Raw genomic sequence first — 25,790 nt, 5'->3', positions numbered from 1 at the left:
CGGGACATGGCGCCGGGGCGGCCGACTGGCGGGCGGCCGCCCCGGCCGTGCGGCCCTCAAGGTGTACCCCGGGGCCGGCGCCGTGCGCGGGAGGCGACACGCCCGGGCGGGCCGGATCGTTTCGCTCTGCGGACCCCCTGGGGCCGCGGGCCCGCGTGCGTCGGGGACCGTCCGCGAAGCGAAATCCATGTGCCGCTCACCCGGACGGCCGACTCCGGCGCAAGGTTTCGCCTGGGGGCTCCCCGTACACGGCGGCGTACGCGTTCGAGAACAACGCGGGCCGCCCCCACCCCCACCGGGCGGCGACGGCAGCGACCGCGGCCGGGACGTCGGCGGCGGACCCGGCGGCGAGGTCGGCGTGCGCCCGCATCAGGCGCACGCGCCTCAGGTAGGCGCGGGGCGTGGTGCCGAGGGCGGCGGCGAACGCCGCGTGCAGGACGCGGGGCGGGACTCCGGCCGCGGCGGCCATGTCCGACGGGCCGACGGCCCGGTCGGCGTGGTCGTGCGCGAACTCCGCGGCACGGCGCAGGACGGCCGGTCCGACGCGCCCCGCCCCCGGTGCGAGGGGGTCGGGGCGGGTGCGGAACCCGGGGAAGGCCTCCAGGGCGACGGCCGCGAGGAGGCGCGCCGCGGCGTCCCTCACGAGGGGCGTGCCGGGGCCGGTGGCGGCGGGGCCGCTGTCCAGCAGGCTCCAGGCGTAGCGGGCGGCGGCGCGCCAGCGGGCGGTCTCGGCGGGCGCGGCGGCGGTGTGCAGGCCGGGCGGGATGGGCGCGTCGGGCGGCAGTCCGGCGACGTCGCGCAGCAGGCCGGGGTGGAGGACGGCGGCGCGGGCGTGCATGTGCTCGACGGTGGTGCGCATGGGCGTGCCGGGCGCGGCGGCGAGGAGGACGCCGCCGGCGGCGTACGCGCCGGAGCGGCCGCAGTCGAGCCGCACCCGGCCGCCGAGCACGTCGAGGACGAGCAGGTGGTCGAGCGGCTGCACGTCGTAGACGACCGAGGCGGCCAGGCGGCCTTGGTCCAGGCAGAGGGCGCCGGAGGTGCGCCGCTCGTGGTGGAAGACGGAGCCGCTGCCCGCGGCGGAGCCGAGGCGGACGGCGGTGCCGTACGCCTCGGCGAGGTAGGCGCGGGTCTCGTCGGCGGACGTGGTCCGGAAGAGGGTGCTGTGCACGGCATCCGCGACGGCCGCGGGGCCGTCCGGCGGGGTTGCGCGGTGCCGGGCGCCGTCGCCCGACGGGGTTAAGGCCGAGGGCCGGCCCGGCCCGTCGTGTCCCGGGCCGGAGCGGCCGCCGGTGCCGCCGCCGTCGCTGCCCGTCCCGGTCAGTCGCCCGGCGTCGTCCCTGCGCTCCACGGGCCGCACCTTACTGGGCCGCGTGCGGGGGTATGGGCCGGATTCACCGGAACCGCGGTACGGGGCGTCCGGCCGTCCCGGAAACGAAACGCCTTGAGCGGCTCCCGCGCCGGCGGGAGGGCGGGTCACCGGGCCCGTGGGCGGGCGCGGGCGGGGTGTACGGGCGGGTCGGGCGGGTCGGCGGGCGCGGGCCGCTCCAGGGCCGTCGGCGGGTCGGGGCCCGCGTTGGCGGCGGCATACCGCTCGGGGTCGGCCGGGGGCGCCGCGGAGCCGGTGCCGCGGCGGGAGGGGGCGCCGGGCGGGCGCCCGTGCTCGTCGACCATGGCGCCCTCGTCGGGGAGCATCGCCGGGCCGGCCTCGCGCGTGCGGGCGGGACCCCCGTCTGCCGTGTCTGCCGTGTCTGCCGTGTCCATGGTCCGCTCCTGCCCGGCGGCGGCCCGCGCACACCAACGGCCCGGCCGGGGGCGGGGAGCCGGGAGGCGTGCTCCGTGCCACAGTGGAGTAGTCGAGGAGACGGCCAAGGGAAGCCTCATGGACGAGACGGACCGAACACTCGAACAGCTGCTCGCGGGGCTGACCGCCGTACGCGACGGCAACCTCGACACCCGTCTGCCCGAGGACGCGGGCGGGCTGCCGGGCAAGATCGCCGCCGTCTACAACGGGATGGTGGCGCAGCTGTCCCTCGTCACGACCGAGGTCACCCGGGTGGCCGAGGAGGTCGGCGGGCAGGGGCTGCTCGGCGGGCAGGCGCGGGTGCCGCCGGTCGGCGGCGTGTGGCGGCAGCTGACGGCCGGTGTGAACAGCATGGCCGACAACCTGACGTCGCAGGTCCGCAACATCTCCCAGGTGGCGACGGCGGTCGCCCGCGGCGACCTCACGCAGAAGATCCGCGTGGACGCCCGCGGGGAGATCCTGGAGCTGAAGGAGACCATCAACACGATGGTCGAGCGCCTGTCCTCGTTCGCCGAGGAGGTCACCCGCGTGGCCCGCGAGGTCGGCACCGAGGGCAACCTGGGCGGGCAGGCCACCGTGCACGGCGTGTCGGGCACGTGGAAGGACCTCACGGACAACGTCAACTCGATGGCGAACAACCTGACGAACCAGGTCCGCAACATCGCGCAGGTCACGACGGCCGTCGCCCAGGGCGACCTCACCCGCAAGATCGACGTGGACGCGCGCGGCGAGATCCTGGAGCTCAAGACCACGATCAACACCATGGTGGACCAGCTGGGTTCGTTCGCCGCGGAGGTGACCCGCGTCGCCCGCGAGGTCGGCAGCGAGGGCCGGCTCGGCGGGCAGGCCGAGGTGGCGGACGTCTCCGGCACGTGGAAGCGGCTGACGGAGAACGTCAACGAGCTGGCGGGGAACCTGACCCGCCAGGTCCGCGCCATCGCCGAGGTCACCGGCGCGGTGGCGCGCGGCGATCTCACCCGGACCGTCGCCGTGGACGCGCCGGGCGAGGTCGGCGCGCTGCGCGACAACATCAACGCGATGGTCGAGTCGCTGCGCGCGACGACCCGCGCCAACGAGGAGAAGGACTGGCTGAAGACGAACCTGGCCCGTATCTCCAGCGGGATCCAGGGCCGCCGCAGCCCGGCCGAGGTCGCCGAGCTGGTCATGCGCGAGGTTCCCCGGCTGGTGAAGGCCCAGTACGGCGGCTTCTTCCTCGCGGAGGAGGGGCCCGACGGGACGGAGCTGGCGGCGATCGCCTCGTACGGGCTCCCCGACGGGGCTCCGCCGGGGGTGCGCCGCGTCCGGATGGGGCAGTCGCTGGTCGGGCAGGCCGCCGCCGACGGCCGCATGCTTCTCGTGGAGGACCTGCCGCCCGGGTACGCGCGGATCTCCAGCGGTACGGGGTCGGCCGACGCCTCGGTGCTGATCGTGCTGCCGATCGTGGTCGAGGGGCAGGTACTGGGCGCGCTCGAACTGGCCTCGGTGCACGCGTTCGCGCCCCTGCACCGGGACTTCCTGGAGCAGTTCACCGAGCTGCTCGGGGCGAACGTCGCCGCGCAGATCGCCAACGCCCGCACCGACGAGCTGCTGGAGCGCTCGCAGCAGCTAACGTCGGAACTCAGCGCCCGCCAGCAGGAGATCCAGGCGCGGCAGCGGGAACTCCAGGACAGCAACGCCGAGTTGAAGGAGAAGGCGGCGCTGCTGGCCGACCGCAACCGGGACATCGAGCGCAAGAACCTCCAGATCGAGCAGGCCCGGCAGGAACTGGAGGAGCGGGCACAGCAGTTGGCGCGCGCCTCGCTGTACAAGTCGGAGTTCCTGGCGAACATGAGCCACGAGCTGCGCACCCCGCTGAACAGCCTGCTGATCCTGGCGCAGCTCCTGGCGCAGAACGCCGACGGGAACCTGACGGAGAAACAGGTGGACTACGCGACGGTCATCCACTCCGCCGGCTCCGACCTGCTCCAGCTCATCAACGACATCCTGGACCTGTCGAAGGTCGAGGCGGGCCGCATGGACGTCCACCGCGAGCCGGTGTCGCTCCAGCGTGTGCTGGACTACGCGGAGGCGACGTTCCGGCCCGTCGCGGACGAGCGGAAGCTGGACTTCACCGTCAGTGCCGCGCCGCGGGCCGGGGCGGGACTGGTCACCGACGAGGGCCGGCTGCGGCAGGTGCTGCGCAATCTCCTGGGGAACGCGCTGAAGTTCACCGAGCACGGCGAGGTGTCGCTGCGGGTCGAGCAGGCCGCGGAGTCGGAGGTCCCGCTGCCGCTGCGCGGTACCGGGCCGGTGCTGGCGTTCCGTGTGGCCGACACGGGGATCGGGATCCCCGCCGACCGGATGGAGTCCGTCTTCGGGGCGTTCCAGCAGGGCGACCGGGGAACGGCGCGGGCATACGGGGGCACGGGGCTCGGGCTGTCCATCAGCCGGGAGGTGGCCCGGCTGCTCGGCGGCACGATCACGCTGCAGAGCAGCGTCGGCGTGGGCAGCACCTTCACCCTGTACCTGCCGGAGACGGCCGACCGGGCGGAGCAGCCGGCCCGGCCTCCGGCCGGGGACGCGGGCGGCGGGCCGTCGTCCGAGACGGCCGAGACGGCCGGGGCGCCCGGAACGGCCCTGCCGGCGGCGGCGGACGCGCCCGGCACCGGGACCGTCCTCGTCGTCGACGACGACAGTCGGAACGTCTACGCCCTGACGGAGATCCTCAGGACCGCAGGCCACGAGGTCCTGACGGCCGACAACGGCGCGGCGGGGATCAGGCTGCTCGCCGCGCACCCGGAGGTCGACCTGGTGATCATGGATCTGATGATGGCGGGCATGGACGGCTACGCAGCCACCAGGGCGATCCGCGCGATGCCGGGCCGCAGGTCGCTCCCCGTCGTCGTGGTGACCGCGAAGGCCATGCCCGACGACCAGTCCGAGGCCATGGCCGCCGGCGCCTCGCACTACCTGACGAAACCGGTGGACCCCGACCAGCTCCTCGCCACGATCCGGACATGGCTGGGGGCCGCCCGAACCTGACCGCCGTTCCCGGGCGCGGTTGCCGGAGGGCCCCCCGGGCAGACGCACAGACACGGAGACGACACCACGATGCCCGCACATGGCAGCGACCGCGGTGCCGCCGACGGCGAGGGCGCAGGCCGCTCCGCCGCGCGGCGGGAGACCGCGCCACCGCCACCCGCAGGGAAGGCCCCTGATCCGCAATGAGCGTGCAGCGCAGCGGTCTGGCCTCGGCCGTCGCCGAACTGACGGCCGAGGTGTCCGCCCTGCACGCCGAGCGCGGGCGGCGCCGGCTGATCGACCTGGCCTCCGGGGTGCTCGCCGGGCAGCTGGCCCTCTCCCCCGTCGAGGCGACCGAGCACCTCCTGCGCCTGGCCGGGTCGACGGGCCTGTCCGCGGTCGACCTGGCCGCCGACATCGTGAACGCGGCCGCCGGGACGCACGTCTCCGACGGGCCCGCCGAAGCAGCGGACCGCACCACCGCCGAGGCCCGCCGCATCCGGCGCGGCATCGCCGCCACCGCGTCCTCGGACACCGCCACCGCGGCGGCGGCCGCCCTGTTGGAGAACGGCCTGCACCGGCTTGGCGTCGAGGCGGTGTACCTGTGGCGGCGCACCCCGACGGACTGCCTGGAACTGGCCGGGGAGGCCGGCGCCGACCCGCAGGAGGCCGCCCACTGGCACTGGATCCCGCCCGAGGCGGGCGGCCCGCTGCACCGGGTCCTCATCGGCGGGGAGGCCGAATGGCTGCCCTCGGGCCCCGGGCCCGACGAGCGGCTGCCCGGCGGGCGGCCCGACGCGGCGCGGGCGCTGCTGCCGCTGGTGCTGGACGGCCGCACGGTCGGCGTGGCGCTCGCCGTGTGGTCCGGCCGGGCGCCCCTGGACCCGGCCGTACGGGACAGCGTCACGGCACTGTGCGCGCCGGCCGCGCACCGCCTGGAGACGGCGGACACCGGGCAGGGGGTGCCGCCGCAGCTTGCCGCCCTGCTGGCGCAGCTGGACCATCCGGGGGTCGTGGTCTGCCCGTCGGCCGGGGAGGTGCCGCCGGCGGCCGGCGGCCTGCCCGCGCACACCGTGGACTACCTCAACCCGGCCGCGCTGCGGGAGTTGGGGTCCTTCCCGTCCGCCGCCGGCCGGCCGGCGCCGCAGCTGTACCCGTCCGTCCACGACGAGCTGGTGGGGCTGATCGCCCGGGCGAACGCGACGGGCGCTCCGCAGTACGCGCCCGCTCTGCCCGGTCTCCGGCCGGACGCCGCGCCGGAGGCGGAGTCCCCCCGGCCGGAGATGGCCGAGGTGCGGGTGCTCCCGCTCGGGGGCGGGCGCGCCGCGGTGCTGTGGCACCCGGGAAGCCCGCGCGGTGCGCCGCTCGCCCTGGCGCTGAACCGGCTCGACCGGCTGGCCGCGTTCGAGGACGACGCGTCCGGCGGGTCGGCCTGGGGCCCGGATGCGTACACGGTGTTCGGCCTCGACCCCGCCGGCCCGCCGCTTCCGCTGCGCTCCCTGGGCAAGCGGCTGCATCCCGAGGACACCGTCGTCCTGGACGGCCTGCTGGCCTCGATCACTGACGGGCACACCGGCGGCCAGTGCCTGGTGCGGGTCTACCGGCCCGACGGCGGAGTGCGGCACGTGCGGATCGCCGCCGAGCCGGTCCTGGCGGGCTCGTCACTCGTCGGCATCGCCGGCGTGTACCAGGACGTCTCGGTGCAGCACCACACGGAGCTGGCGCTCACCGCCACCTTCGAGCAGCTGTCGGCCGCCCAGGCCGAGGCCGTCCTCCGCGACCAGCTGGTGCTGCGGCTCCAGCAGGCGATCGTCCCGGAGGCACCGTCGCTGGAGACGCCGCCCGGGCTGCGGGTCGCGGCCCGCTACCGGCCGGCCGCCGTGGAGGACCGGGTCGGAGGCGACTGGTACGACGTGCACCCCCTGCCCGGAGGCCGCGTGCTGGTGACGGTCGGGGACATCGCGGGGCACGGGATCGGCGCCGCCACCGCGATGATCGCCCTGCGGGGCGCGCTGCACGGACTGGCGTTCACGGGCGCCCCTCCCGAGCAGCTGATGGGCTGGCTCAACGATGTCGCGCTCGGTACGCCGGGCCAGCCCACGGCGACCGCGGTGTGCGCCCTGTTCGACCCGGCGGACCGCACCCTGGCCTGGGCCGGGGCCGGGCATCCGCCGCCGCTGCTGCTGCGGAGCGGCCGCGCCCGGTTCCTCGACGGGTCGCAGAACGTGCTGCTCGGGGCGCTGCCGGGGGCCGCGTACGAGGGGCGGGCGACGCAGCTGGAGGCCGGGGACACGCTGCTGCTGTACACCGACGGCTTCATCGAGCGGCGGCACACGGGGCTGGACGAGAGCCTGGCCTCCCTCCAGGTGGCCGCGGAGCGGCTGCGTCCGGGCCTGGTGGAGGACCAGGCGGACCAGCTCATGGAGGCGGCCGAAGGGGACACGGAGGACGACACGAGCCTGGTGGTCGTTCAGGTGTCCTGACCCGCCGTCCGGCCGGCGCTCAGGCCCGTGTCGAGGTCGGGGTGGACGCGGAAGACGCCGTCGGCGCCGGTGAGGTGGAACATGCGGGCGACCTGCTGCGTGGGCCCTGCGAGTTCCATGGTCCCGCCCGCGGCGCGCGCGACGAGGCGGGCGCGGAGCAGGATGTTCAGGCCGGTCGAGTCGCAGAACCGCAGCCGGGACAGGTCGACCAGCAGGTGCGGGGCGCCGCCCGCCGCGGTCGGGGCGTTCAGCGCGGCCTGCAGGGCGTCGCGCAGTGGCTCGGCGGTGTCGTGGTCGAGTTCGCCGGCCAGCAGGAGGACGACCGTCCCGGTGTCCGGCCGGACTTCGACGGCGAGGGCGCCGCCGTCGCCGCGTGCACCTTCCCGACTTCCGGCCGGCGGCGTGACCATCGGAACCTCCCGGGGAAGTGCGGGCCCGAGCTTCGCCGTCCGCCTACCCCCGGCGGGCCGCAGCATGCACCGGGCGCGGCCCCGGTCGGCGCCGGGGGTGCAAGGGGCGGGGATACTGCGGGGGCACCGCATCGCACGCCTTCCCCTGTGAGGTCATCTTGAGCGGAAAAGCGCCCGTTTCCAGCCTCGACGGCTGGCGCCGGGACCGGTTCTCCCGGAACGGAACGGCCCGTGACGTGTACGAGCGGGGCGAGGGGCCCGGCGTCGTGCTGATGCCGGAGCTGCCCGGCATCACCCCGGAGGTCCTCGGGCTGGCCCGGCACCTCGCCGACAGCGGCTTCACCGTGGTGGTGCCGTCCCTGTTCGGGACGCCCGGCGCCGCACCGTCCGCGGCCCGGGCGGCGGCGGTCGTCGGTCGCGCCTGCGTCTCCCGCGAGTTCCGGGCCCTCGCCCTGAACGCCCGGCGGCCCCTCGCCGACTGGATACGCGCCCTGGCACGGGACCTCGCCGCACGGACGCCGGGACCCGGCGTGGGCGTGGTCGGCCTGTGCTTCACGGGCGGTTTCGCGCTCGCGGCGGCCGTGGACGGCTCGGTGCTCGCCGCGGTCGCCGGGCATCCGTCGCTGCCGCTGCCGCTGGGCGCCGCGCGCCGGGCCGATGCGGGGCTGTCGGAGGAGGAGCTGCGGGCGGTGGGCCGGCGCATGCGGGAGGACGGGCTGTGCGTCCTCGGGGCGCGGTTCACCGGGGACGGGCTGGTCCCCGGCGACCGTTTCGCGACGCTCCGGGCCCGGCTCGGCGACGCGTTCGAGTACATCGAGCTGGACTCCGGGCCGGGCAACGCGGCGGGCTTCGGCCGGAAGGCGCACTCGGTGCTGACGCGGGAGGTCCGGGAGGCGGAGGGGCATCCCGCGCTGGCCGCCCGGGAGCGGACCGTGGAGTTCCTGCGGCGGCGCCTGGCGCCGCCACGGGACCCGGGCAGCGGCTGACCCCGGCGCCGGCGCCCGGCGGATCCGGTCGGGCGGTCTGGGCCGGCCAGGCGTCGACGGCCGCCGCCCACACCTGGAACTCGGTGTCCCCGTCGCCGATCTGGGCGTACAGCTGCAGGACCAGGTGCCGGCCGTCGACCTCCCCGGTGGCGGACCACTCGCCGCCGCCGCTGCGCAGGCTGCTCCGCGCGCCGGGGAGGGGGTCGCCGAAGGCGGCGCGCAGGCGCTGTCCAGGGTGCGGGCGATCTCGTCGAAGCAGGCCTGGGTGCGGTCGAGGAGGAAGGGGTACTCCGCGAGCCACTCCGCGGCGAGCCACCGGGAGGCGAGCACGGCGAGGGCGCCGCCCCGGACGCGTTCCAGGTCGTGCGCGTCGAGGTCGGATAGGTCGTACGGGTCGTCGCCGCCGAAGATCAGCGAGCAGGGGTGGAAGGGGCGGGCGGGCGCCGCCGGCAGCTGCCGGGCCGCCTCGGCGGTGTCGCCGTCCCATGCGCCGTCTCGGTCGGTGCAGTGGCGGACGCTCCCGGAAAGCCGGGCCCGCGGAGGCTCGAACGTGCCGACGGCCGCGCTGCCGCTCCCGGCGGCTGCGCCGGAGGCGTCGCGGAGGGTGGCCGTGCCGCCGTCGGCGGCCGCCTCGGTACGGCACACGTCGCGGCCCTCGCGGTCGACGCGGACCACCGCCCCGCCGGCCGTCAGGAACGGGGCCAGGCCGTGGCCGCCGCCGAAGCCGGTGGTCCAGCCGTCGTCGTCGGTGACGGGTTCCGGGTGCGGCACGGGGGTGAACCGGCCGTCGGTGCACAGCACTCCCCGGTCCGGCCGCTCCTCGACGAGGTGTGGTTCCTCGCCCCGGAGGACGGGTTGCGGGTGCGGCGGCTGGTGGCCCGTCACGTCCGGCACCGCAGGGCCCCGGACCGGGCGCGGGAGTGGGTGGAGCGCTCGGACGAGGCGCACGCCCGGCTCGTCGCCCGTGGGCGCCGCCGTGCGGATCTCGTCGTGGAGTGAGGGCAGGGCGGTGGGGCGCCGCGGGCAGCGGGGTCTGCCCCCGCGCACCTGGCGGGCCGCGGCCCGGCGAGCGTATCCGTAGAGGGCGGGGGAAACTCCCGCCGCGGGGCGTACGGGCGGAGGCGGGGCCGCTCGTACGCCCCGCGGCGGCGGGGCTCGGCCGGCGGGCAGAAGACCGCCGACGGGGCGCGGGGGGCCTGGTCGGCGGCCCGGGGTCAAGGGTTCCGGGCCCCGGACTGCGGGAACGGCGGCGGGGCCGGCGGCACGGGCGGGGGTACTGCCGCCGGTGCCTGGGCGGGGCCGGTCGCGCCTGCGGGTTCGGGGGCGGTGAGGGCGGCCAGGACGGCCCTTGCGTCGGCGGCCTCGGGGAGTGCGAGGGCGTCGAGGAGGCGTACGGCCTCGTCCAGGCGGGCGGCGGCCGCCTCCCGGTCGCCGGCGGCGGCCAGGGCGGTGCCGAGCAGGCGGAGGGCGCGCGCCTCGGCCGCCCGCCAGCCGACCCGCCGGGCGGCTTCCACGGCCCGCTCGCCGCACTCCGCCGCGTCCGGTGCGCGGTCCCCGGCGAGGAGGGCGGCGGTCTGCGACACCAGGTTCATCGCGGCGTAGACCGGATAGCCGTGGCGCAGGCCCAGTTCGGCGCTCTCCCGGTGCCGGGCCACGGCTTCCTCGGTGCGGCCGGCGTGCCGGGCGACGATGCCCTGGCTGTACAGGGCGTGCGCCTCGGCGTACCGGTCGCCGCGGGCGCGGGCCGCGTCGCGGGCCGCCCGGGCAGCGGCGTCCGCGTCGGCGGCGCGGCCGGACCGCAGGAGCGCGCCGACGCTGTTGGAGCGGGCGTGGCCGACGCCCCATCCGTTGCCGCACCGTGTGCCGGTGGCGACGGCCTCCCGGTAGAGCGCCTCGGCGGCCTCCCAGTCGGCCAGGGCCTGCCGGACGAGGGCCCGGGTGGTCAGGATCTCGGTGCGGACGATGTCGTCGCCGCAGGCCCGGGCGGCACGGTCGGCGTCCCGCAGGGCGCGGTCGGCCTCGTCGAGGCGGCCCAGCCGCATCAGCGCGGCCCCCAGCATGTGGCCGATGCGGCCCGCTGCCCGTACGTCGCCGCGGGCTTGCGCGGTGCCGAGGATGCCGCGGGCCGGTGAGACGAGCACGCCCCACAGGAAGGACCCGTCGAGGAGCGGGTCGAGGGCGAGGACCGTGTCGGCGGCGGGTCCGACGGCCTCCGGGACGGCTTCGACGGCCTGGACGGCCACGGCGAGGACGGAGGCGTGGTCGAAGGGGAGGCCCGCCGGGGCGGGAGCCGCCGCGGGCGGCCCGGCGGGGGCGGCGAGGGGGTGGCCGGGGCGTTCGGCGGCATAGGCGGCGCGGGCCCGTTCGCGGACGTGTACGAGGAGCCGCAGCAGGGCGGCCGCGCGGTCGGCGGGGGTGTCGTCCTCGCGGGAGCGGGCGGCGGCGAACTCCCGCAGCAGGTCGTGGAGGCGGTGGACGCCGGGGGCCGGGGATTCCAGCAGGCCGAGCGCCGCGATCCGTTCGAGGTGCTCTTCCGCCTCGGCCTCGTCCGTCCCGGCGAGGGCGGCCGCTCCGGCGGTGTCGAGGGTGGCCGCGCGGGGCAGCGACAGGATCCGGAAGAGGCGGGCCTGTGCCGGGTCGAGGAGGTCGTAGCTGAGGCGGAAGCAGGCCTCGACGCCGTCCGCGTCGCCCTGCCCGCCGGCCCTGCCGAGGAGCGCGGGGCGGGCGCCGTCGAGGAGGCGCACGTAGTCGGCGAGCGCCCAGGCGGGGCGGGTCGCGAGCCGGGAGCCGGCCAGGCGGAGGGCGAGCGGCAGGGCGCCGCAGCGCCCGACGAGCGCGAGGGCGGCGTCGGGTTCGGCGGCGACGCGGGCCTCGCCGGCGATCCGGCCGAGCATGGCCAGGGCCTCTGCGTCCGGCAGCACGTCGAGGCGGATGCGCAGGGAGGCCGGGAGGCCGGGCAGGGTGTGGCGGCTGGTGACGAGGACGGCGCAGGTCGGCGAGCCGGGCAGGAGCGGTTCGACCTGTGCGGTGTCTCGGGCGTCGTCGAGGACGACCAGCACCCGCCGCCCGGCGAGCCTGCTGCGGTAGAGCCCGGCCCGCTCCTCGGCGTCGTCGGGGACGGCGGCGTCGGCGACGCCGAGGGCGCGCAGGAAGGAGGCCAGGACGGCTCCGGGTTCGGCCGGGTCCTCGCGTACGCCGCGCAGGTTGGCGTACAGCTGGCCGTCGGGGAAGTGGTCGCGCAGGCGCTGCGCGGCGTGCACGGCGAGGGTCGTCTTGCCGACGCCGCCGATCCCGCCGACGGCGGAGATCGCCACGCTGCGGAGGGCCGCACCGGCGGCGGGGCCGGGGGCGAGTGCGTCGACGATGGCCTGCTCGACGCCGGACCGCCCGGTGAAGTCGGCGGGGACGTACGGTAGTTGGGCGGGGGGCGGGGACGCGGTCCGGGTGCCGCCGGAGTCGGACGCGCCGGGGGGCGGGGCGGCGGTCCGGGGGGCCGGCCCCGGCGGCGGCCCGGCCGTCGGGCCGCCGCCGGTCCCGGAGGGGGCCGTACGGGCCCCGCCGCCGCGGCCGCTGCGTTCCCGGACGGCGTCGAGCAGGGCGCGGAGCCGGTCGTTGCGGGGGTGTTCCGCGCACAGCCCGGTGAGTTCGCCGGCCAGGCTCGCGTGCCGGCCGAGCAGCACGTCCAGCTCGATCCGCTCGACGAGCACCGACAGGCGCAGTTCGGCGAGGCGCTCGCGCTGGATGCGGGCCTGCGGCCCCGGCAGCCCGGCCAGCGGGGTCCCGTGCCACATGCCCAGGCCCTCGGCGAGCCCGTCGCGGGCGGCGGCCGGGTCCCCGCCGGCGGCCGCGCCGCGGGCCTCGGCGACGAGGTCCTCGAAGCGGCACAGGTCCAACTCTCCGTGGCCGAGGCGCAGGCGGTAGCCCTGCCCGTGGGTGGCGATCCGGTCGCCGAGGATCCGGCGCAGCCGGTACACGTACGAGCGGACGGTGCCGACGGCGGTGTGCGGCGGCGCCTCGCCCCACAGCCCGTCGACCAACTCCGCGGTGCCGACGACCGTGTTGTGCCGGCACAGCAGCATGGCGAGCACGGCGCGCTGCTGCGGCGGGCCGAGCGGGAGGGCGAGCGCGCCGTGGTGCGCCCGGACCGGTCCGAGCAGCGAGAAGGACACGGCGGGATCCGCGGCGGCGGAGGCGGCGGGCAGCGCTTCGTTCACCGGATGCACACCAACTCCCCGCGCGTACGACCCTTGCACCCAACAGGATGTACCGGCCATCCGGTACGGCAAGCCTACAACGGCCCGTACAGCACCCGAATCGGCCGTCCGCCGGCCGGATCGCGCCCGGCTGGTCCGGGGCGGGGCCCGCGACCTGCGAGGATCTGCCGTACCGGGGTGGGGGCCGTGGAGGGGTGGGGGCCGCGGGCCGGTGCGGCGGGGGCCGGGTGACCGAAGGACCGCAGGAGGGGGCCGTTGTGAGTGATCCGTTCGTGCTGCGCTTCTCGCTGCTCGGGCCGGTGCAGGCCGCCCGGGGCGGGGTGGACGTCCCGCTGGGCCCGCCGCAGCAGCGGCTGGTGCTGGCGATCCTGCTGGTGCGCAGACCGGGCGTGGCGGGTCTGGACGAGCTGATCGACGGCATCTGGGGTGAGGCGGGCCCGCGCACCGCCGCGGGCACGGTCCGCTCGTACGTGTACCGGCTGCGGCGGGTGCTCGGGCCCTGCCTGGTGACGGAGGGCGGCGGTTACGCGCTGGACGTGCCGGACGGTGCGGTCGACCTGGCCGACTTCGAGGCGGAGGCGGCCCGGGGGCGGGAGCTGGTGGCTGCGGGCGATCCGGACGCCGGGGCGCGGCTGCTGGAGTCGGCGCTCGCCCGGTGGCGCGGGGTGCCGCTGGCCGGGCTGCCGGGCCCGTTCGCCCGGATCCAGCGGGAGCGGCTGGCGGAGCTGCGGCTGTCGGTGCTGCTGGAGCGGGTGGAGGCGGACCTGGCGCGGGGGCTGCACGCCCGGCTGGTCCCGGAACTGGGCGCGCTGTGCGCGGAGTACCCGTTGAACGGGCGGTTGCGGACCCTGTGGGCCGAGGCGTTGGCGCGGGCGGGCAGGGCGGACGAGGCCGGGGCGGCGCCGCCCGGGGAGGGCGGGCGGCCCGCCCGGGTGGAGGCGGGCAGGGTGGCAGCAGCCTCCCGGCCGACGCCGGCACGGGCGGAAGGCCCGGCCGCGGGGGCGGCCCGGGAGAGGCCCGCGGCGGACGGAGTCCTTGCGGGCACCCCCGCCCGGCCGACGGCGCCCGCTGCGGGGATCCTGCCTGCGGCGGAGGAACCGGTTCGGTCCGATGCGGCGGGCACCGCGGCGGCGGTCGCCCCCGGACCCGGTACGGAGCACCCCGCGGCGGCCGCGCATGCCGGGCCGGCGCAGGCGCCGCAGACACGGCCCGCCGCGGCGCAGTCCGGCCTCCACCCCCCGGCGACGAGCACCGGCCGGCACCTCCGGGCGGCCGCTCCCCCGCTCCCCGCCCCCGCGCAGCTCCCGTACGTGGCAGTGGATTTCACGGGCCGTGAGACGGCCACCCGGCGTCTCGTCGAGGCCCTCACCCCGGCGTCCGGCGCCCCCGCCGCGGACGCCGGCGGCCCGCCGGCCGTGGTCGTCTCGGCGGTCGGCGGCATCGGGGGCGTCGGCAAGACCACGCTCGCGCTGCACGCCGCGCACCGCCTCAGGGCGCACTTCCGCGACGGGCAGCTGTACGCCAACCTCCGCGGTGTCCGCGAGGACCCTGCCGAGCCCGGCGCCGTCCTGGCGGCGTTCCTCCGCGCCCTCGGCGTCGCGGACTCGGCGATTCCGGAGGGTGTGGAGGAACGCGCCGGCCTCTACCGGTCCCGGGTCGCCGACAAGCGGATGCTGCTCGTCCTCGACGATGCCCGGGACGTCCGGCAGATCGAGCCGCTGCTGCCGGGCTCGTCCGCCTGCGCGGTCGTCGTGACCAGCCGGAGCACCCTGGCCGGCCTGCCCGCCGCACTCCGCCTGCGCCTGGACGTCCTGCCCGCCGGGGACGCCGTACGCCTGCTCGGCCGGATCGTCGGCCGGGAGCGGATCGAGGCGGAGCCCGCCGAGGCGGCCGCGCTGGCCGCGCTGTGCGGCGGGCTGCCGCTCGCGCTACGCATCGCCGGGTCCCGGCTGGCGACCCGGCCGGGCTGGTCCCTGGCGGCGTTCCGGGACCTGTTGGAGGGGCGGCGGACACCGTTCTCCGCCGAGGCGGGCGGGGAGGACGGGGTGGAGGCCTGCTTCCGCCTCAGCTACGAGCTGCTGGACGCGGCCGAGGCGCGGCTGTTCCGGCTGCTGGCGCTGCCCGAGCAGGAGGACGCGGACGTCGCGGACGCGGCCGCGCTGGCCGGCATCGACCCGGCGCATGCCGAGGAGCTGCTGGAGCGGATGACGGAGCTCGGGCTGCTGGAGTCGCCGGCCCCGCAGCGCTACCGCTTCCACGACCTCCTGCGCGCGTTCGCGCGGGCCCGCTCCGCGGAGGAGGACGGCCCCGGGGGCGGGGCGGAGGCGCTGGTCCGGCTGGTCGACCACCACCTGGCGTCGGCGCGCAACGCGTACGCCGTCGAACGCCCCGGCCACCCGGTGCCCGGCATGCTCCACCCGACCCGCTCGCCGGGCACCCGGATGCAGGTGCCGGGCGAGGCGCACCGCGTGTTCACGGGCCGGCACCAGTCCGTGCTGGCGGTGGCGGTGCAGACGGTACGGGCAGACCCGTCCGCCGTCGACCTGGTCGCCGACCTGGTCCTGGCCCTCGACCCCGTCCTGGACGGCACGTTCCTGTGGGCGGCGCTGATCGAGCCGGCCCGCGCCGTCCTCAAGGCCGCACGGGGGCAGGGCCGCCGTCGCGCGGCGGGCCGGCTCGGGTACATGCTCGGCGGAGGGCTGTACCAGCTCGGCCACACCGACGAGGCGGAGTCGGTGCTGGCCGCGGCCGCCGCCGATGCGCAGACCTCCGGCGACGAGGCGGTGCTGACCGAGATACGGACCTGCCAGGCGCTGGTGTGGTACGCGCGGGGCGACCTGGAGCGCGCGCTGGAACTGCACGGGCAGGCCGTCGCGGTCGGCGAGCGGTGCGGCAGCCGGTGGGGCGCGGAGAACGCCCGCGCCTGTTCGGCGCACACCCTCAGCAGCCTGGGCCGCCTCGCCGAGGCCGACGCGGCCGCACGCAGGAGCCTGGCCTCGGCGCGGGCGGACGGCGACGCCTACCGGCTGTCGTACACGCTGTACGTCCTCGGGGGCATCCTGCGGCAGTCGGGCCGCCCCGAGGAGGCGATCGCGTACCTGCGCGAAGGCGCCGCCCTGTCGGGGCAGGCCGGGTACGCCACGATCGAGCTGTTCTCCCGGTGGGAGGTGAGCTACTGCCACCTGGCCGCCGGCCGGCACCGCGAGGCGGTGGAGTCCGGGGAGCGGGTGGCGGAGGTGAGCCGCGAGAAGGGCTGGGCCCTGGCGGAGGCCCGCGCCCTGCAGGTCGTCGGGACGGCCCTCGCCGGGCTGGGTGACCGGGAGGGGGCGCGGGAGCGGCTGGAGCGCGCGGCCGGCATCTTCGACCGGCTGCGCCCGGCCGAGGCGGCGCAGGTCCGCGAACTCCTGGCCGGCCTGTAGCCCCGTCACCCCCTCTCCACGGGTGGGGAGTCGCGTCGCCCGGTCGCCCGCCGGGCGGGGAGCCGCGCACACCGCACCCCTCCGGTGTCCGTACGGGCACGCGCGGGCCGGGCGCCGGTCCTGCCGGGCGGGGCCGCCCGTGCACGGCGGCCGCGCCGGAACGGACCGCGCGGTCACCCATCGAACGTCGATGTGCTGTTGATCCGGCTCCTCCAGCCTGTCTGCGGCAGCACCCCCGTGGGAAGGAAGGGACACCCATGCCGGTTTCGACGAGCGACCGCATCACCGACCGCATCACCGTGACGATCCACGCCGAGGACCCCCTCGGGCGGGCAGGCGTCGTCAGCCACCTGCAACGCCAGCCCGCGGTGGAGATCGTCCCGCCGGTCCGCGACCGCGACGGCCGGACGGCGGCCGCGGACGTCGCCGTGATGCTGATGGACCGGGTGGACGACAGGGCCGCGGCGGAGCTGCGGCGCGTGCTGCGCGGCGGCGACCAGCGGGTCGTCCTGATCGCCCGCGAGCTGCGCGAACCGGAGCTGCTGACGGTCGTCGAGTACGGCGTACGGGCCATCCTGTGGCGGCACCAGGCCACGGAGGGCAGCCTGGCCAAGGCGGTCCGGCAGGCCGCGCACGGCGAGGGCGTCCTGCCGCCGGACCTGATCAGCCGGGTGCTCGGCCAGGTGGGGCGGCTGCGCCGCTCCGAGACGGCGTCGGTCTGCACGGGCAGCGCCTCGGCGCCGCTGTTCGGCATGGCACCGCGCGAGACGGACGTCCTGCGGCTGATCGCGGAGGGCCTCGACACCCGGCAGATATCGGACAAGCTCGCGTACTCCGAACGCACCGTCAAGAACATCCTGCACGGGCTGATGACCCGCCTGCAGCTCACCAACCGCGCCCACGCCGTGGCCTACGCACTCCGCGAGGGCTACATCTAGGGCTCCGCGCCGGCCGCACCGCACCTGCCGCACCACCGCACCGCACCGCACCCGATGGCCGGATCCGGCCGGCTGCCCGACGGCCGGGGACCCGCCTGTACCGAGGACACCACTTCCCATGATCCATGAGATCGACGAGGCGCTGCGGCGCCTGCTGCGCCGCGGCGCCCTGCCCGAGGGGGCCGGCGACATCGCCCTGGAGGCCCCCACCCGGGAGTGGGCGGCGCGCCGCACCGCCCCGACCGTCAGCGCCTTCCTGTACGACATCCGCGAGGACGTCTCCCGGCGGGAGCGCGGGGCGTACGCGGAGCGCGACGCCCGGGGCGCCGTCGTGCAGCGGCGGCAGCCGGCCCGCTGGTTCCGGCTGTCCTACCTGCTGACCGCGTGGACGGCGCGGCCGGAGGACGAACACCGCATGCTGGCAGGCGTGTTGGCCGCGCTGCTGCCGTACGAGGCGCTGCCGCCCGAGGAGGTGCCGGAAGCGATAGCGGCGTACCGGTCGTCGATCCCGCTGTCGGTGGGGGTGCCGCCCTCCGAGGGGCGGTCCGCCGCGGACGTGTGGTCGGCGCTGGGCGGGGAGTTCAAGCCGTCGCTGGACGTCGTCATCGCCGTCCCGTTCCCGGTGACGCCCGTCTACCCGGTGGGGCCGCCGGTCACGGAGGGCGCGGTCGTCACGGTGCGCGGCAAGGACGGCCGGCCGGGCGGCTCCCGGCCGAGAATGCTGCGTACGCAGGCGCGGGGGCAGGCCCGGTGAGCGCGGCGGCGGGGATCCTGCTGGACCGGCTGGCGCGGCTGCGGCGGGAGGCGGCCGGGCTGGTCGCGGCCCGGGCCGCGGACGACCCCACGGCACACGACCCGCTGCGCGGGCTGTACGTGTCGTCGGAGTCGGCCCTGCGGGCCGCCGCGGACGGCCCGCACGCCCCGACGGCTGCGGCGGACGGGCCGGGGGACGCCCGCGCGGACACGGCTCCGGAGCCGGACGCCGGCGACGGTGCGGGCACGGGCGGGCCGGACGGGCCTGACCGGCTGGGCGGTCTCGTCCGCGCCTTCGGGCTGTCCGCGCTGGACCTGCGGATCCTGCTCGCGGCGGCGGCGCCCGACGTCGACCGCCGGTTCGAGCCGCTCTACGGGTACCTCAACGACGACGTCGGGCGGCGCCGGGCCTCGGTGGCGCTGGCTCTGGAGCTCGCGGGGACGGGTCCGCACATGCCGCGGGCGCGGGCCCGCTTCCACGCGGCGGCGCCGCTCCTGGCGGGCGGGCTGCTCCTCCTGGAGGACGGGGAGCGGCCGCTCCCGGGGCGGGCGCTCCGCGTCCCGGAGCGGGTCGTGGCCCATCTGCTGGGCGACGACGGGCTCGACGCGGAGCTGTGTGCGGCGGGGGTGGTCCTGCTGGAGCCGTCCCGCGGGACGGCACCGGCGCGCGGGGCGGGCCCGGCGGAGGCGGAGGCGGAGGCCGACGCCGGGTCCGGGTCCGGGCCGGGCGGTGCAGGCTGTGCGACCGGTGCAGCCGCTTCGGGCCGGGCGGACCGGGCCGATCCGGCGGTCCTGCTGGCCCGGGCGGTTCGGCCCGTCACCGTCCATCTGCTCGACCGGCGGGGCGAGGGCGGCGCCGAGCGGGTCGTCGAGGCCCTGCGGGCGGCGGGGCGCACCGTACTGGTGCACCGGCCGCCGGCGGGCGCGGGGTCCGGGGACGGCGGTCCGGCGGGCGACGCCGCGCGGCTCGGGCCGCTGCTGCGGCGCGAGGCCCGGCTGCGCGGCCCGGGGACGGCGGTGGTCGTCGCGCCCGTCCCGGCGGAGCCGGGGCCGCTGATGCGGTCGGTCGCCGCGGCCGACACCACGACCGTGTTCGCGGGCCCGGATCCCTACGACCCGGACTGGGCTCCCGAGGTCCCCCTGATCCCGCTCGAAGGCGCCCGCCCGCACACCGCCGGGGCGCCGGGCGGGGCGCGCGACGAGGCCGCAGCCCTGCTCGGTGCCGGGCCGGCGGGGGCGCTGGCCGCGTACCGGCTGAGCGGCGGGCAGCTCGCCGAGGTGGCCCGTACTGCCCGGGACCTCGCCGCACTGGAGGGCGCGGAGCTCGCCGAGCACCATGTGCGGCTCACCGCGCGCCGCCTGTCCGCCCCGCTGCTGGGGCGGCTGGCCCGGCGGGTGCGGCCGGCGGTCGGCTTCGCCGACCTGGTGCTGCCGTCCGAGGAGCAGGCCCGTGTCGCCGAGCTGGTGGCCCGCGCCCGGCACCGCGACGAGGTGCTGTCCGGTTGGCGCCTGCGCACCGGCGGCGGCCGCGGCCGCGGGGTGGTGGCCTTGTTCGCGGGGGTGTCGGGCACGGGCAAGACGCTCGCGGCGGAGGTGGTGGCGGGCGAACTCGGCCTCGACCTGTACGTGGTGGACCTGTCCTCGGTGGTCGACAAGTACGTCGGGGAGACGGAGAAGAACCTGGAGCGGATCTTCACCGAGGCGGACCGCACGGACGCGGTGCTGCTCTTCGACGAGGCGGACGCCGTGTTCGGGAAGCGGTCGGAGGTGCGCGGATCGCACGACCGGTATGCGAACCTCGAAAGCGCCTACCTGCTCCAGCGGTTGGAGAGCTTCGACGGGATCGCCGTGCTGACGACGAACCTCCGGGCGAACGTGGACGAGGCGTTCACGCGGCGGCTGGACCTGGTGGTGGACTTCCCGTTCCCGGACGCGGCGCTGCGCGCCGACCTGTGGCGCAGCGCGCTGGCCGGGGCGCCGACCGGGCCGGATGTGGCAGCGGAACTGGACTGCCTGGCAGCGGAGTTCGAGCTGGCCGGCGGTTCGATCCGGGCGGCGGCACTCACGGCCTGCTATGCGGCGCGCAGGCGCGGCTTGGGGCCGGTGACCGCCGGGGACGTCCGGGAGGGCGCCCGCCGCGAGTACCTCAAGGCGGGCCGCCTGATCCCCGGCACCGCGGCCCCCTGGCGGCCCTGAGCGGCACGCGCGCCGCCGCCCGTGCGGGCGGCCCGCCGTTCAGCGGCCGGGCCGGCCCGTGCCGTTGACGCTGCCGCCGAGCAGGGCGTTGATGGTCCGGCTGTCCGCGACGCCGGTGACCGGGAGCTGTACCTGCCGCTGGTACTGCTCCACCTTGGCCCGCATCTTCGCGTCGTACGGCGTCGCGGCGGCGTTGCGCCCGCCGGAGGTGAAGTAGTCGACGCCGAGCCGGGCGAATGCCCGGTCGGCCTGGAGGTCGGCGTCGGAGATGGTGGCCTGGCCCGCCCACCGGAGGGCGGCGTCCAGCTGGGTTACTTCGAAGTTGCGTGATCCGGAGGTCAGTCGGCCCGCGGTGACGCCCTGCATCCACAGGGAGGCGAGGGTGGCGCGGCCCAGCGTGCCGAGCGGCTTGTCCGTGGCCGTGAGGGCGCGGGTGGTCTTGCCGTCGGCCATCACGGCCTGCTGGTAGCAGATCAGCGAGGCCTCGGTGGCCGCGTCGATGACGCCTTCCCGCCACTGGCCCTTCAGGGTGCACGGGTTGCCGCTGCCGAGGGCGGCGAGCCGGCGCTGTGCGTAGTGCACGACGACGTCGGGCTGGTATCCGGCCCGCCAGGGCGGGCCCTGGGGTGCGGCCGCCCCGCCCTGGTTCCCGGCCGCGGGCGGCGGGGCGGCTCCCCCTTCTCCTCCGCCTCCGCCCCCGCCCCCGCCGCCGGAGCCCGCGGCGGCGCCGGAGCCGCCCCCGGGGAGGCCGGCTGCCGGGTCTCCGCCTCCCGGGGCTCCGCCTCCGGGGAGGGCTCCCGGCTCGGCGGGCGGCGGCGGGGCCGGCGGGAGGGGGCCCTGGCTGCCGAGCGCGCCGGGCAGCGGGGCCCCCGCCTCGGCCTTCTTCTCCCCGGCCGCGGAGGCGACCTTCGGCGAGAACCCGAGCCACAGCACGGCGAACGCGACGGCGGCCGCGGCCAGCAGCCCGCCGACGGCGACGAGCCAGGCGGGCAGCACCGGCCGCTGCTCGAACTCCCCGCTCAGCTCCAGGGCCGCCGCGTCGCCGGAGCGCCGTACGGAGACGGTCATGCGGTGGGTCTCGGGCGCGCCCGTCCACCGGGTCGCCTGGGGGGTGGCCTCCAGTTCGACGAACGCCGCACGGCCCGGCGCCACTTGGACGCTGCCCGGGCGGACGCCGAACGACAGCCGGCCTGACTCGTCGCGGGCGCCGACGGACGCGGTCAGCGGGGTGTTGCCGAGGTTGTCGACGGCGACGGCGGCCCGGCCGCGGAACCGGGCGGCGGTGCGGGGCGGCACCAGTTCGGCACGGACCTCGGTGAACGGGGCGACCGTGACCCGGCCTTCCAGGACGTCCCGCACGGCGGGGTTCTCGCGCGGCTCGACCCGCACCCCGTAGGCCGCGGGCCCGGCCGGGGCACCGGGGGTGCGCGGCGGCGCGAAGGAGATCTCCGCGGACCCTTCACTGCCCGGGTAGAGGCGCAGCGTGTCGGGCTCGATACGGCTCCAGCCGGCCGGGTCGCCCACGATCGAGAGCCGGTATTCCTCCACCGTGTCGCCGGTGTTGCGCACCCGGAGCCGGGCGGTCGCCCTGCTGCCGGGGTCGACGGCCACGGCAACCGGATCGAGAGTGGTCCACATCGTCATGCGGGAAGGCTAGGGGCGCGGGGGCGCCGTCCCCTGCCCGTACGTCCCCTCCCGCGGGCACTCCTGCCTGTCCGCCCGGCACCCCTGTACGGCCGGACCCCGTGCGGGCGGTCACGGTCCGGCGGTCGGCCGGTCAGGCGGCGGTGAGGCGGTGGCGGGCGTAGGCGCGGACCAGGGGGTGGTAGCGGTAGCGGCCGCTGGCCGCGGGCCGCAGCAGTCCCGCGTCGACGATCGCCTCGATCAGGTCGGCGGCCTCGGGTACGGCGGCTCCGGCGGCTGCTGCGGGCGCGGCGCCGGACGGCTCGCCGCCGTTCAGGAGCGCGGCCGCGGCGGCGGGCCCGAACCCGTCGGGGGCGGCGGCCGTCGCGCGCAGCATGTGCAGGGCCGCGGGGGCGAGCGTCGCGCAGCGGCGCCGGAAGGCGTCCTCGACGGACCGGCCGCCGGCCCGGAGCCGGGCGGTGAGGCCGCCGCCGTCGGGGGAGGCGAGGGCGGCCGCCGTCAGGGCGGGTTCATGCCGCAGCCGGGTCCCTGCGAGGTGGAGGGCGAGCGGCAGCCCGGCGCACTGGCGGACGAGGTCCAGGACGGCGTCCGGCTCCGCGCGCACCCTCTGCTCGCCCGCGGCCGCGCCGAGGAGCAGGAGCGCCGCGTCGTCGTCGAGTTCGGGGACGTCGACGAGCCGGGCGCCGGGGACGACGAGGCCGCGACCGGGCGCGGTGACGAGGGCCGCGCATCCCCGGGCGGCGGGCAGCAGGGGCAGCAGGCCGGCGGTGTCGCGGGCGTCGTCGAGGAGGACGAGGACGCGCCGGCCGTCGAGGAGGGAGCGGTAGAGCGCCGCGCGCGCCTCGATGCCGTCGGGCAGGGCCTGCGCGGGCACACCGAGCGCGCCCAGCAGGCCGGCGAGGGCGCGGGCGCTGCCGGCGCCGAGGTCGGCGCGGAGCACCCCGTCCGGGAAGCGGGGCCCGGACAGGGCGGCCGCCCGGTCTGCGAGGGCCGTCTTCCCGATGCCGGGCATGCCGGTGAGTACGGCGACGGGGACACCGGAACCGGTGCCCGCCAGCACCTCGTCGAGCAGGGCGAGTTCCGAGGACCGGCCGGCGAGGCACCGGCCCGCCGGGCCGGTCCCGGCGGGCGCAGGGCGAGGCGCTTCCCGCGGCGCGGGCGCCGGCGGCGGGGCCGCGGGTGCGGCGCGGGCGGTGAGGCGGCGGTGGAGGGCGGTCAGCTCGGGGCCGGGCCCGGTGCCGAGTTCGCGGGCGAGGGTGTCGCAGGTGGACCCGTACACGGCGAGCGCCTCGCGCGAGCGGCCCGCCCGGTGCAGGGCGAGCATGAGGAGTGCCTGGGCGCGTTCCCGCAAGGGGTGTTCGGCGGCGAAGGCGCGCAGGTCGGCGACGGCCGCGGTGTCCCGGTCCAGGCCGAGTTCCAGCGCGCCGTGGAAGTGGTCCTCCCGGGCGGTCAGCCACATCTCGGTGAGCCGGTCGCGCTGGGTCTCGGCGTACGGGCCGGGCAGTCCGGCGAGCGGGGTGCCCGCCCACAGCCCGAGCGCCTCGCCGAGCGTGCGGTACGCGTCCCCGGTCGCGCCGGCGGTGCGCAGCCGGGCGGCCTCCGCGATGCCGCGCTCGAACTCGGCGATGTCGAGGAACGGGTCGCGCAGGCGGAGCGCGTATCCGTCGGAGGCGGACACGAGCAGGCGGGCGGGGGCGCGGGAGGGCCGTTCGGGCTCGAAGAGGGTGCGGAGCCGGGACACGTACGTGCGGAGGGTGCCGACGGCGCGCGGCGGCGGCCGCTCGCCCCACAGTGCCCCGAGGAGGTCGGCCATGGGGGCGGGGCGGCCGCGGCGGAGGAGGAGCACGGCCAGCAGGGCCCGCTGCTGGTTGGGGCCGAGGCCGAGCGGGGTCCCGTCGGGGGCGTGCGCGGTCATCGGGCCGAGCATCCTGAAGCGGAGCCCCGGCACGCCCCCGCCTCGGCCCCCGCCTCCGCTGCTGCCGTCCGTGCCGCCGTACGCCCCCACGAATCGCCCCTCTTCTCCTGGACCGCCGCGTTCCCCCGAAGGGGAACGTTACTGCGGGTTCGGGCGCGGCCGGTGTCCGGGCGGGAAGGCGGGGCTGCCCCCGACGCGGTCCGGACGGTCCTCCCGCGCGGGTGCCCCGGTCGGCGATGGTCGGTCCGACCAGCGGATACGGCCGCGCCGCGGGCGGTACGCCGTCCCGGCCCGCCGCCCGATCAGCAGCGAGGAGCAGCTTCCCGTGCCGAACTACCTCTCCCCCGGCGTGTACGTCGAGGAAGTCGCCAGCGGTTCCCGGCCCATCGAGGGGGCGGGCACGTCCGTCGCGGCGTTCGTCGGGCTCGCTCCGTGCGGACCGCTGAACGACCCGACCCTGGTGACGAACTGGTCCCAGTACGTGGCCGAGTTCGGCGACTTCACGGACGGCTGCCACCTGGCGCACGCCGTGTACGGGTTCTTCGACAACGGCGGCACGGCCGCGTACGTGGTGCGGGTCGGCGGCGGCGCCGACCCGGCGGCCGCGGTCCCCGCACCGTCCAGGGTCGCGGCCGCGGCGGTCGGCGGTGCGGCGGCGGTGCCGGAGGAGGGCGCGGCCGGCGAGGCCGCCGTCCTCGGGTCGTTCAAGGTGGCCGCCCTGGCGGCGGCGCCGTCCGGCGCCGGCCCGCTCACCGTCGAGGTGCAGGACGCCGACGGCGGCGAGGGCTCCTCGGGCGGCGCCGGCGGCGCGGACCGGTTCAGGCTGCTGGTCAAGGACGGGGACGCGGTCGTCGAGGAGTTCGACGTCAGCGCCCGCAAGTCCGCGCGGAACTACGTGGTCGCGCAGGTCCGCCAGCGGTCCAGGACCATCACGGTGGAGGAGGCCGTGCCGGGGACCGCCGCCGCGCGACCGGAGGCGCAGTCGCTGACGCTGGCGCCGCCGCCCGCAGCCGCGCCCGCGGCCGTGCCGGCCGCCGCACAGGTGCCGGCCGCCGCCGGGCCGGGCCTGGACTCGGGCCGGTTCCTCGGCGACGCGGCGGACCGCACCGGCTTCGGCGGCCTGGAAGCCCTCGACGAGATCACCATGGTCGCCGCGCCCGACCTGATGGCCGCGTACCGGCGGGGCCTGCTGGACCTCGAACAGGTCAAGGCGGTCCAGCTCGGCATGGTCGCGCACTGCGAGCTGATGGGCGACCGGATGGCGCTGCTCGACCCGCCGCCCGGCCTGAACGCGCGGGACGTCCGGAAGTGGCGTATGGAGACGGCCGGATACGACTCCCGGTACGCGGCCCTCTACTACCCGTGGATCAAGGTCTTCGACCCGTCCACCGGCCAGGCCGAAGTGGTCCCGCCGTCCGGGCACATGGCCGGCGTGTGGGCCCGCAACGACGCCGAGCGCGGCGTCCACAAGGCCCCTGCCAACGAGATCGTGCGCGGCGCCGTCGACCTGGAGCTCCAGATCACCCGCGGCGAGCAGGACCTCCTCAACCCGGTCGGCGTGAACTGCATCCGCGCCTTCCCGGGCCGCGGCATCCGCGTGTGGGGGGCGCGCACGCTGGCCTCGGACCCGGCGTGGCGCTACCTGAACGTGCGGCGCTACTTCAACTACCTGGAGGAGTCGATCCTCGTCGGCACCCAGTGGGTGGTGTTCGAGCCGAACGACCGGGCGCTGTGGGCGCGGATCCGGCGCAACATCTCGGCGTTCCTCGTCAACGAATGGCGGACGGGTGCGCTGTTCGGCCAGCGGCCCGAGGACGCGTTCTACGTGAAGTGCGACGAGGAGACCAACCCGCCGGAGTCGGTCGACCTGGGACGGGTCGTCTGCGAGATCGGCATCGCGCCGGTCAAGCCGGCCGAGTTCGTGGTGTTCCGCCTGGCGCAGTTCTCCGGAGGGGGCGGGGAGCTGGAGGAGTGACCGCCGCGGCCCCCGCAGCCCCACCCCTGACCCGATTCGTACAAGGAGCAGCCCCC

Annotated in this window: 15 protein-coding genes; 9 read left to right on the top strand and 6 right to left on the bottom strand. The window is 77.6% G+C overall.

Annotated elements, in window-relative coordinates; all coding sequences use genetic code 11:
* Positions 1 to 196: 196 nt before the first annotated feature.
* On the bottom strand, positions 197 to 1,348 hold the full coding sequence (locus MUK52_RS29170) for a helix-turn-helix domain-containing protein (protein WP_284581412.1): 1,152 nt from the start codon (positions 1,346 to 1,348) through the stop codon (positions 197 to 199).
* A 125-nt stretch (positions 1,349 to 1,473) separates the two neighbouring features.
* A complete protein-coding gene (locus MUK52_RS29165) occupies positions 1,474 to 1,761 on the bottom strand; it encodes a hypothetical protein (RefSeq protein ID WP_284581409.1) in 288 nt (95 codons plus the stop codon).
* 118 nt (positions 1,762 to 1,879) lie between these two features.
* On the opposite strand from MUK52_RS29165, the gene MUK52_RS29160 reads away from it, so the two are divergent.
* On the top strand, positions 1,880 to 4,822 hold the full coding sequence (locus tag MUK52_RS29160; protein WP_284581407.1) for a HAMP domain-containing protein: 2,943 nt from the start codon (positions 1,880 to 1,882) through the stop codon (positions 4,820 to 4,822).
* Between the two features lie 182 nt (positions 4,823 to 5,004).
* Positions 5,005 to 7,284: a SpoIIE family protein phosphatase gene (locus tag MUK52_RS29155; RefSeq protein WP_284581406.1), complete on the top strand. Its 2,280-nt coding sequence runs from the start codon at positions 5,005 to 5,007 to the stop codon at positions 7,282 to 7,284.
* Here MUK52_RS29155 and MUK52_RS29150 read toward each other — a convergent pair.
* Positions 7,272 to 7,694 (bottom strand): STAS domain-containing protein, encoded by a 423-nt coding sequence (locus MUK52_RS29150; RefSeq protein ID WP_114056177.1) that lies wholly within the window; start codon positions 7,692 to 7,694, stop codon positions 7,272 to 7,274. The genes MUK52_RS29155 and MUK52_RS29150 overlap by 13 nt on opposite strands.
* Before the next feature lie 158 nt (positions 7,695 to 7,852).
* Between MUK52_RS29150 and MUK52_RS29145 the strand changes: the two genes are divergently transcribed.
* Together MUK52_RS29145 and MUK52_RS33330 are read left to right on the top strand one after the other, a co-directional pair.
* Positions 7,853 to 8,680 carry a dienelactone hydrolase family protein gene (locus MUK52_RS29145; protein ID WP_114056178.1) on the top strand — a complete coding sequence of 276 codons (828 nt, stop codon included), beginning with the start codon at positions 7,853 to 7,855 and terminating at the stop codon, positions 8,678 to 8,680.
* A gap of 507 nt (positions 8,681 to 9,187) precedes the next feature.
* Positions 9,188 to 9,679 carry a hypothetical protein gene (locus MUK52_RS33330; protein ID WP_502963606.1) on the top strand — a complete coding sequence of 164 codons (492 nt, stop codon included), beginning with the start codon at positions 9,188 to 9,190 and terminating at the stop codon, positions 9,677 to 9,679.
* A 215-nt stretch (positions 9,680 to 9,894) separates the two neighbouring features.
* Here MUK52_RS33330 and MUK52_RS29135 read toward each other — a convergent pair whose 3' ends face one another.
* A complete protein-coding gene (locus tag MUK52_RS29135) occupies positions 9,895 to 12,894 on the bottom strand; it encodes an AfsR/SARP family transcriptional regulator (protein WP_284581403.1) in 3,000 nt (999 codons plus the stop codon).
* 257 nt (positions 12,895 to 13,151) lie between these two features.
* On the opposite strand from MUK52_RS29135, the gene MUK52_RS29130 reads away from it, so the two are divergent.
* The 4 genes from MUK52_RS29130 to MUK52_RS29115 all read left to right on the top strand — a co-directional run bounded on the left by MUK52_RS29130 (position 13,152) and on the right by MUK52_RS29115 (position 20,200).
* Positions 13,152 to 16,313 (top strand): AfsR/SARP family transcriptional regulator, encoded by a 3,162-nt coding sequence (locus MUK52_RS29130; RefSeq protein ID WP_284581401.1) that lies wholly within the window; start codon positions 13,152 to 13,154, stop codon positions 16,311 to 16,313.
* A gap of 257 nt (positions 16,314 to 16,570) precedes the next feature.
* A complete protein-coding gene (locus MUK52_RS29125; RefSeq protein WP_114056180.1) occupies positions 16,571 to 17,251 on the top strand; it encodes a helix-turn-helix transcriptional regulator in 681 nt (226 codons plus the stop codon).
* 118 nt (positions 17,252 to 17,369) lie between these two features.
* Positions 17,370 to 18,005 carry a Pvc16 family protein gene (locus MUK52_RS29120; protein WP_114056181.1) on the top strand — a complete coding sequence of 212 codons (636 nt, stop codon included), beginning with the start codon at positions 17,370 to 17,372 and terminating at the stop codon, positions 18,003 to 18,005.
* Positions 18,002 to 20,200, top strand: a complete 2,199-nt coding sequence (locus MUK52_RS29115) for an ATP-binding protein (RefSeq protein WP_284581398.1) — start codon at positions 18,002 to 18,004, stop codon at positions 20,198 to 20,200. The genes MUK52_RS29120 and MUK52_RS29115 overlap by 4 nt, the downstream gene beginning before the upstream one ends.
* 39 nt (positions 20,201 to 20,239) lie before the next feature.
* Here the strand turns inward: MUK52_RS29115 and MUK52_RS29110 are convergent, their stop codons facing one another.
* Positions 20,240 to 21,844, bottom strand: a complete 1,605-nt coding sequence (locus MUK52_RS29110; RefSeq protein WP_284581396.1) for a peptidoglycan-binding protein — start codon at positions 21,842 to 21,844, stop codon at positions 20,240 to 20,242.
* A 133-nt stretch (positions 21,845 to 21,977) separates the two neighbouring features.
* On the bottom strand, positions 21,978 to 23,759 hold the full coding sequence (locus MUK52_RS29105; protein ID WP_162793252.1) for an AfsR/SARP family transcriptional regulator: 1,782 nt from the start codon (positions 23,757 to 23,759) through the stop codon (positions 21,978 to 21,980).
* 325 nt (positions 23,760 to 24,084) lie between these two features.
* Here MUK52_RS29105 and MUK52_RS29100 point away from each other — a divergent pair, with 325 nt between their 5' ends.
* Positions 24,085 to 25,734 carry a phage tail sheath family protein gene (locus MUK52_RS29100; RefSeq protein ID WP_284581393.1) on the top strand — a complete coding sequence of 550 codons (1,650 nt, stop codon included), beginning with the start codon at positions 24,085 to 24,087 and terminating at the stop codon, positions 25,732 to 25,734.
* The last annotated feature ends 56 nt before the right edge of the window (positions 25,735 to 25,790 follow it).

The organism is Streptomyces sp. 2P-4 (assembly GCF_030167965.1).
Classification (GTDB): Bacteria; Actinomycetota; Actinomycetes; order Streptomycetales; family Streptomycetaceae; genus Streptomyces; species Streptomyces globosus_A.
Note: the sequence above shows the minus strand (reverse complement) of the source record. Positions and strands in the feature narration are given on the sequence as shown.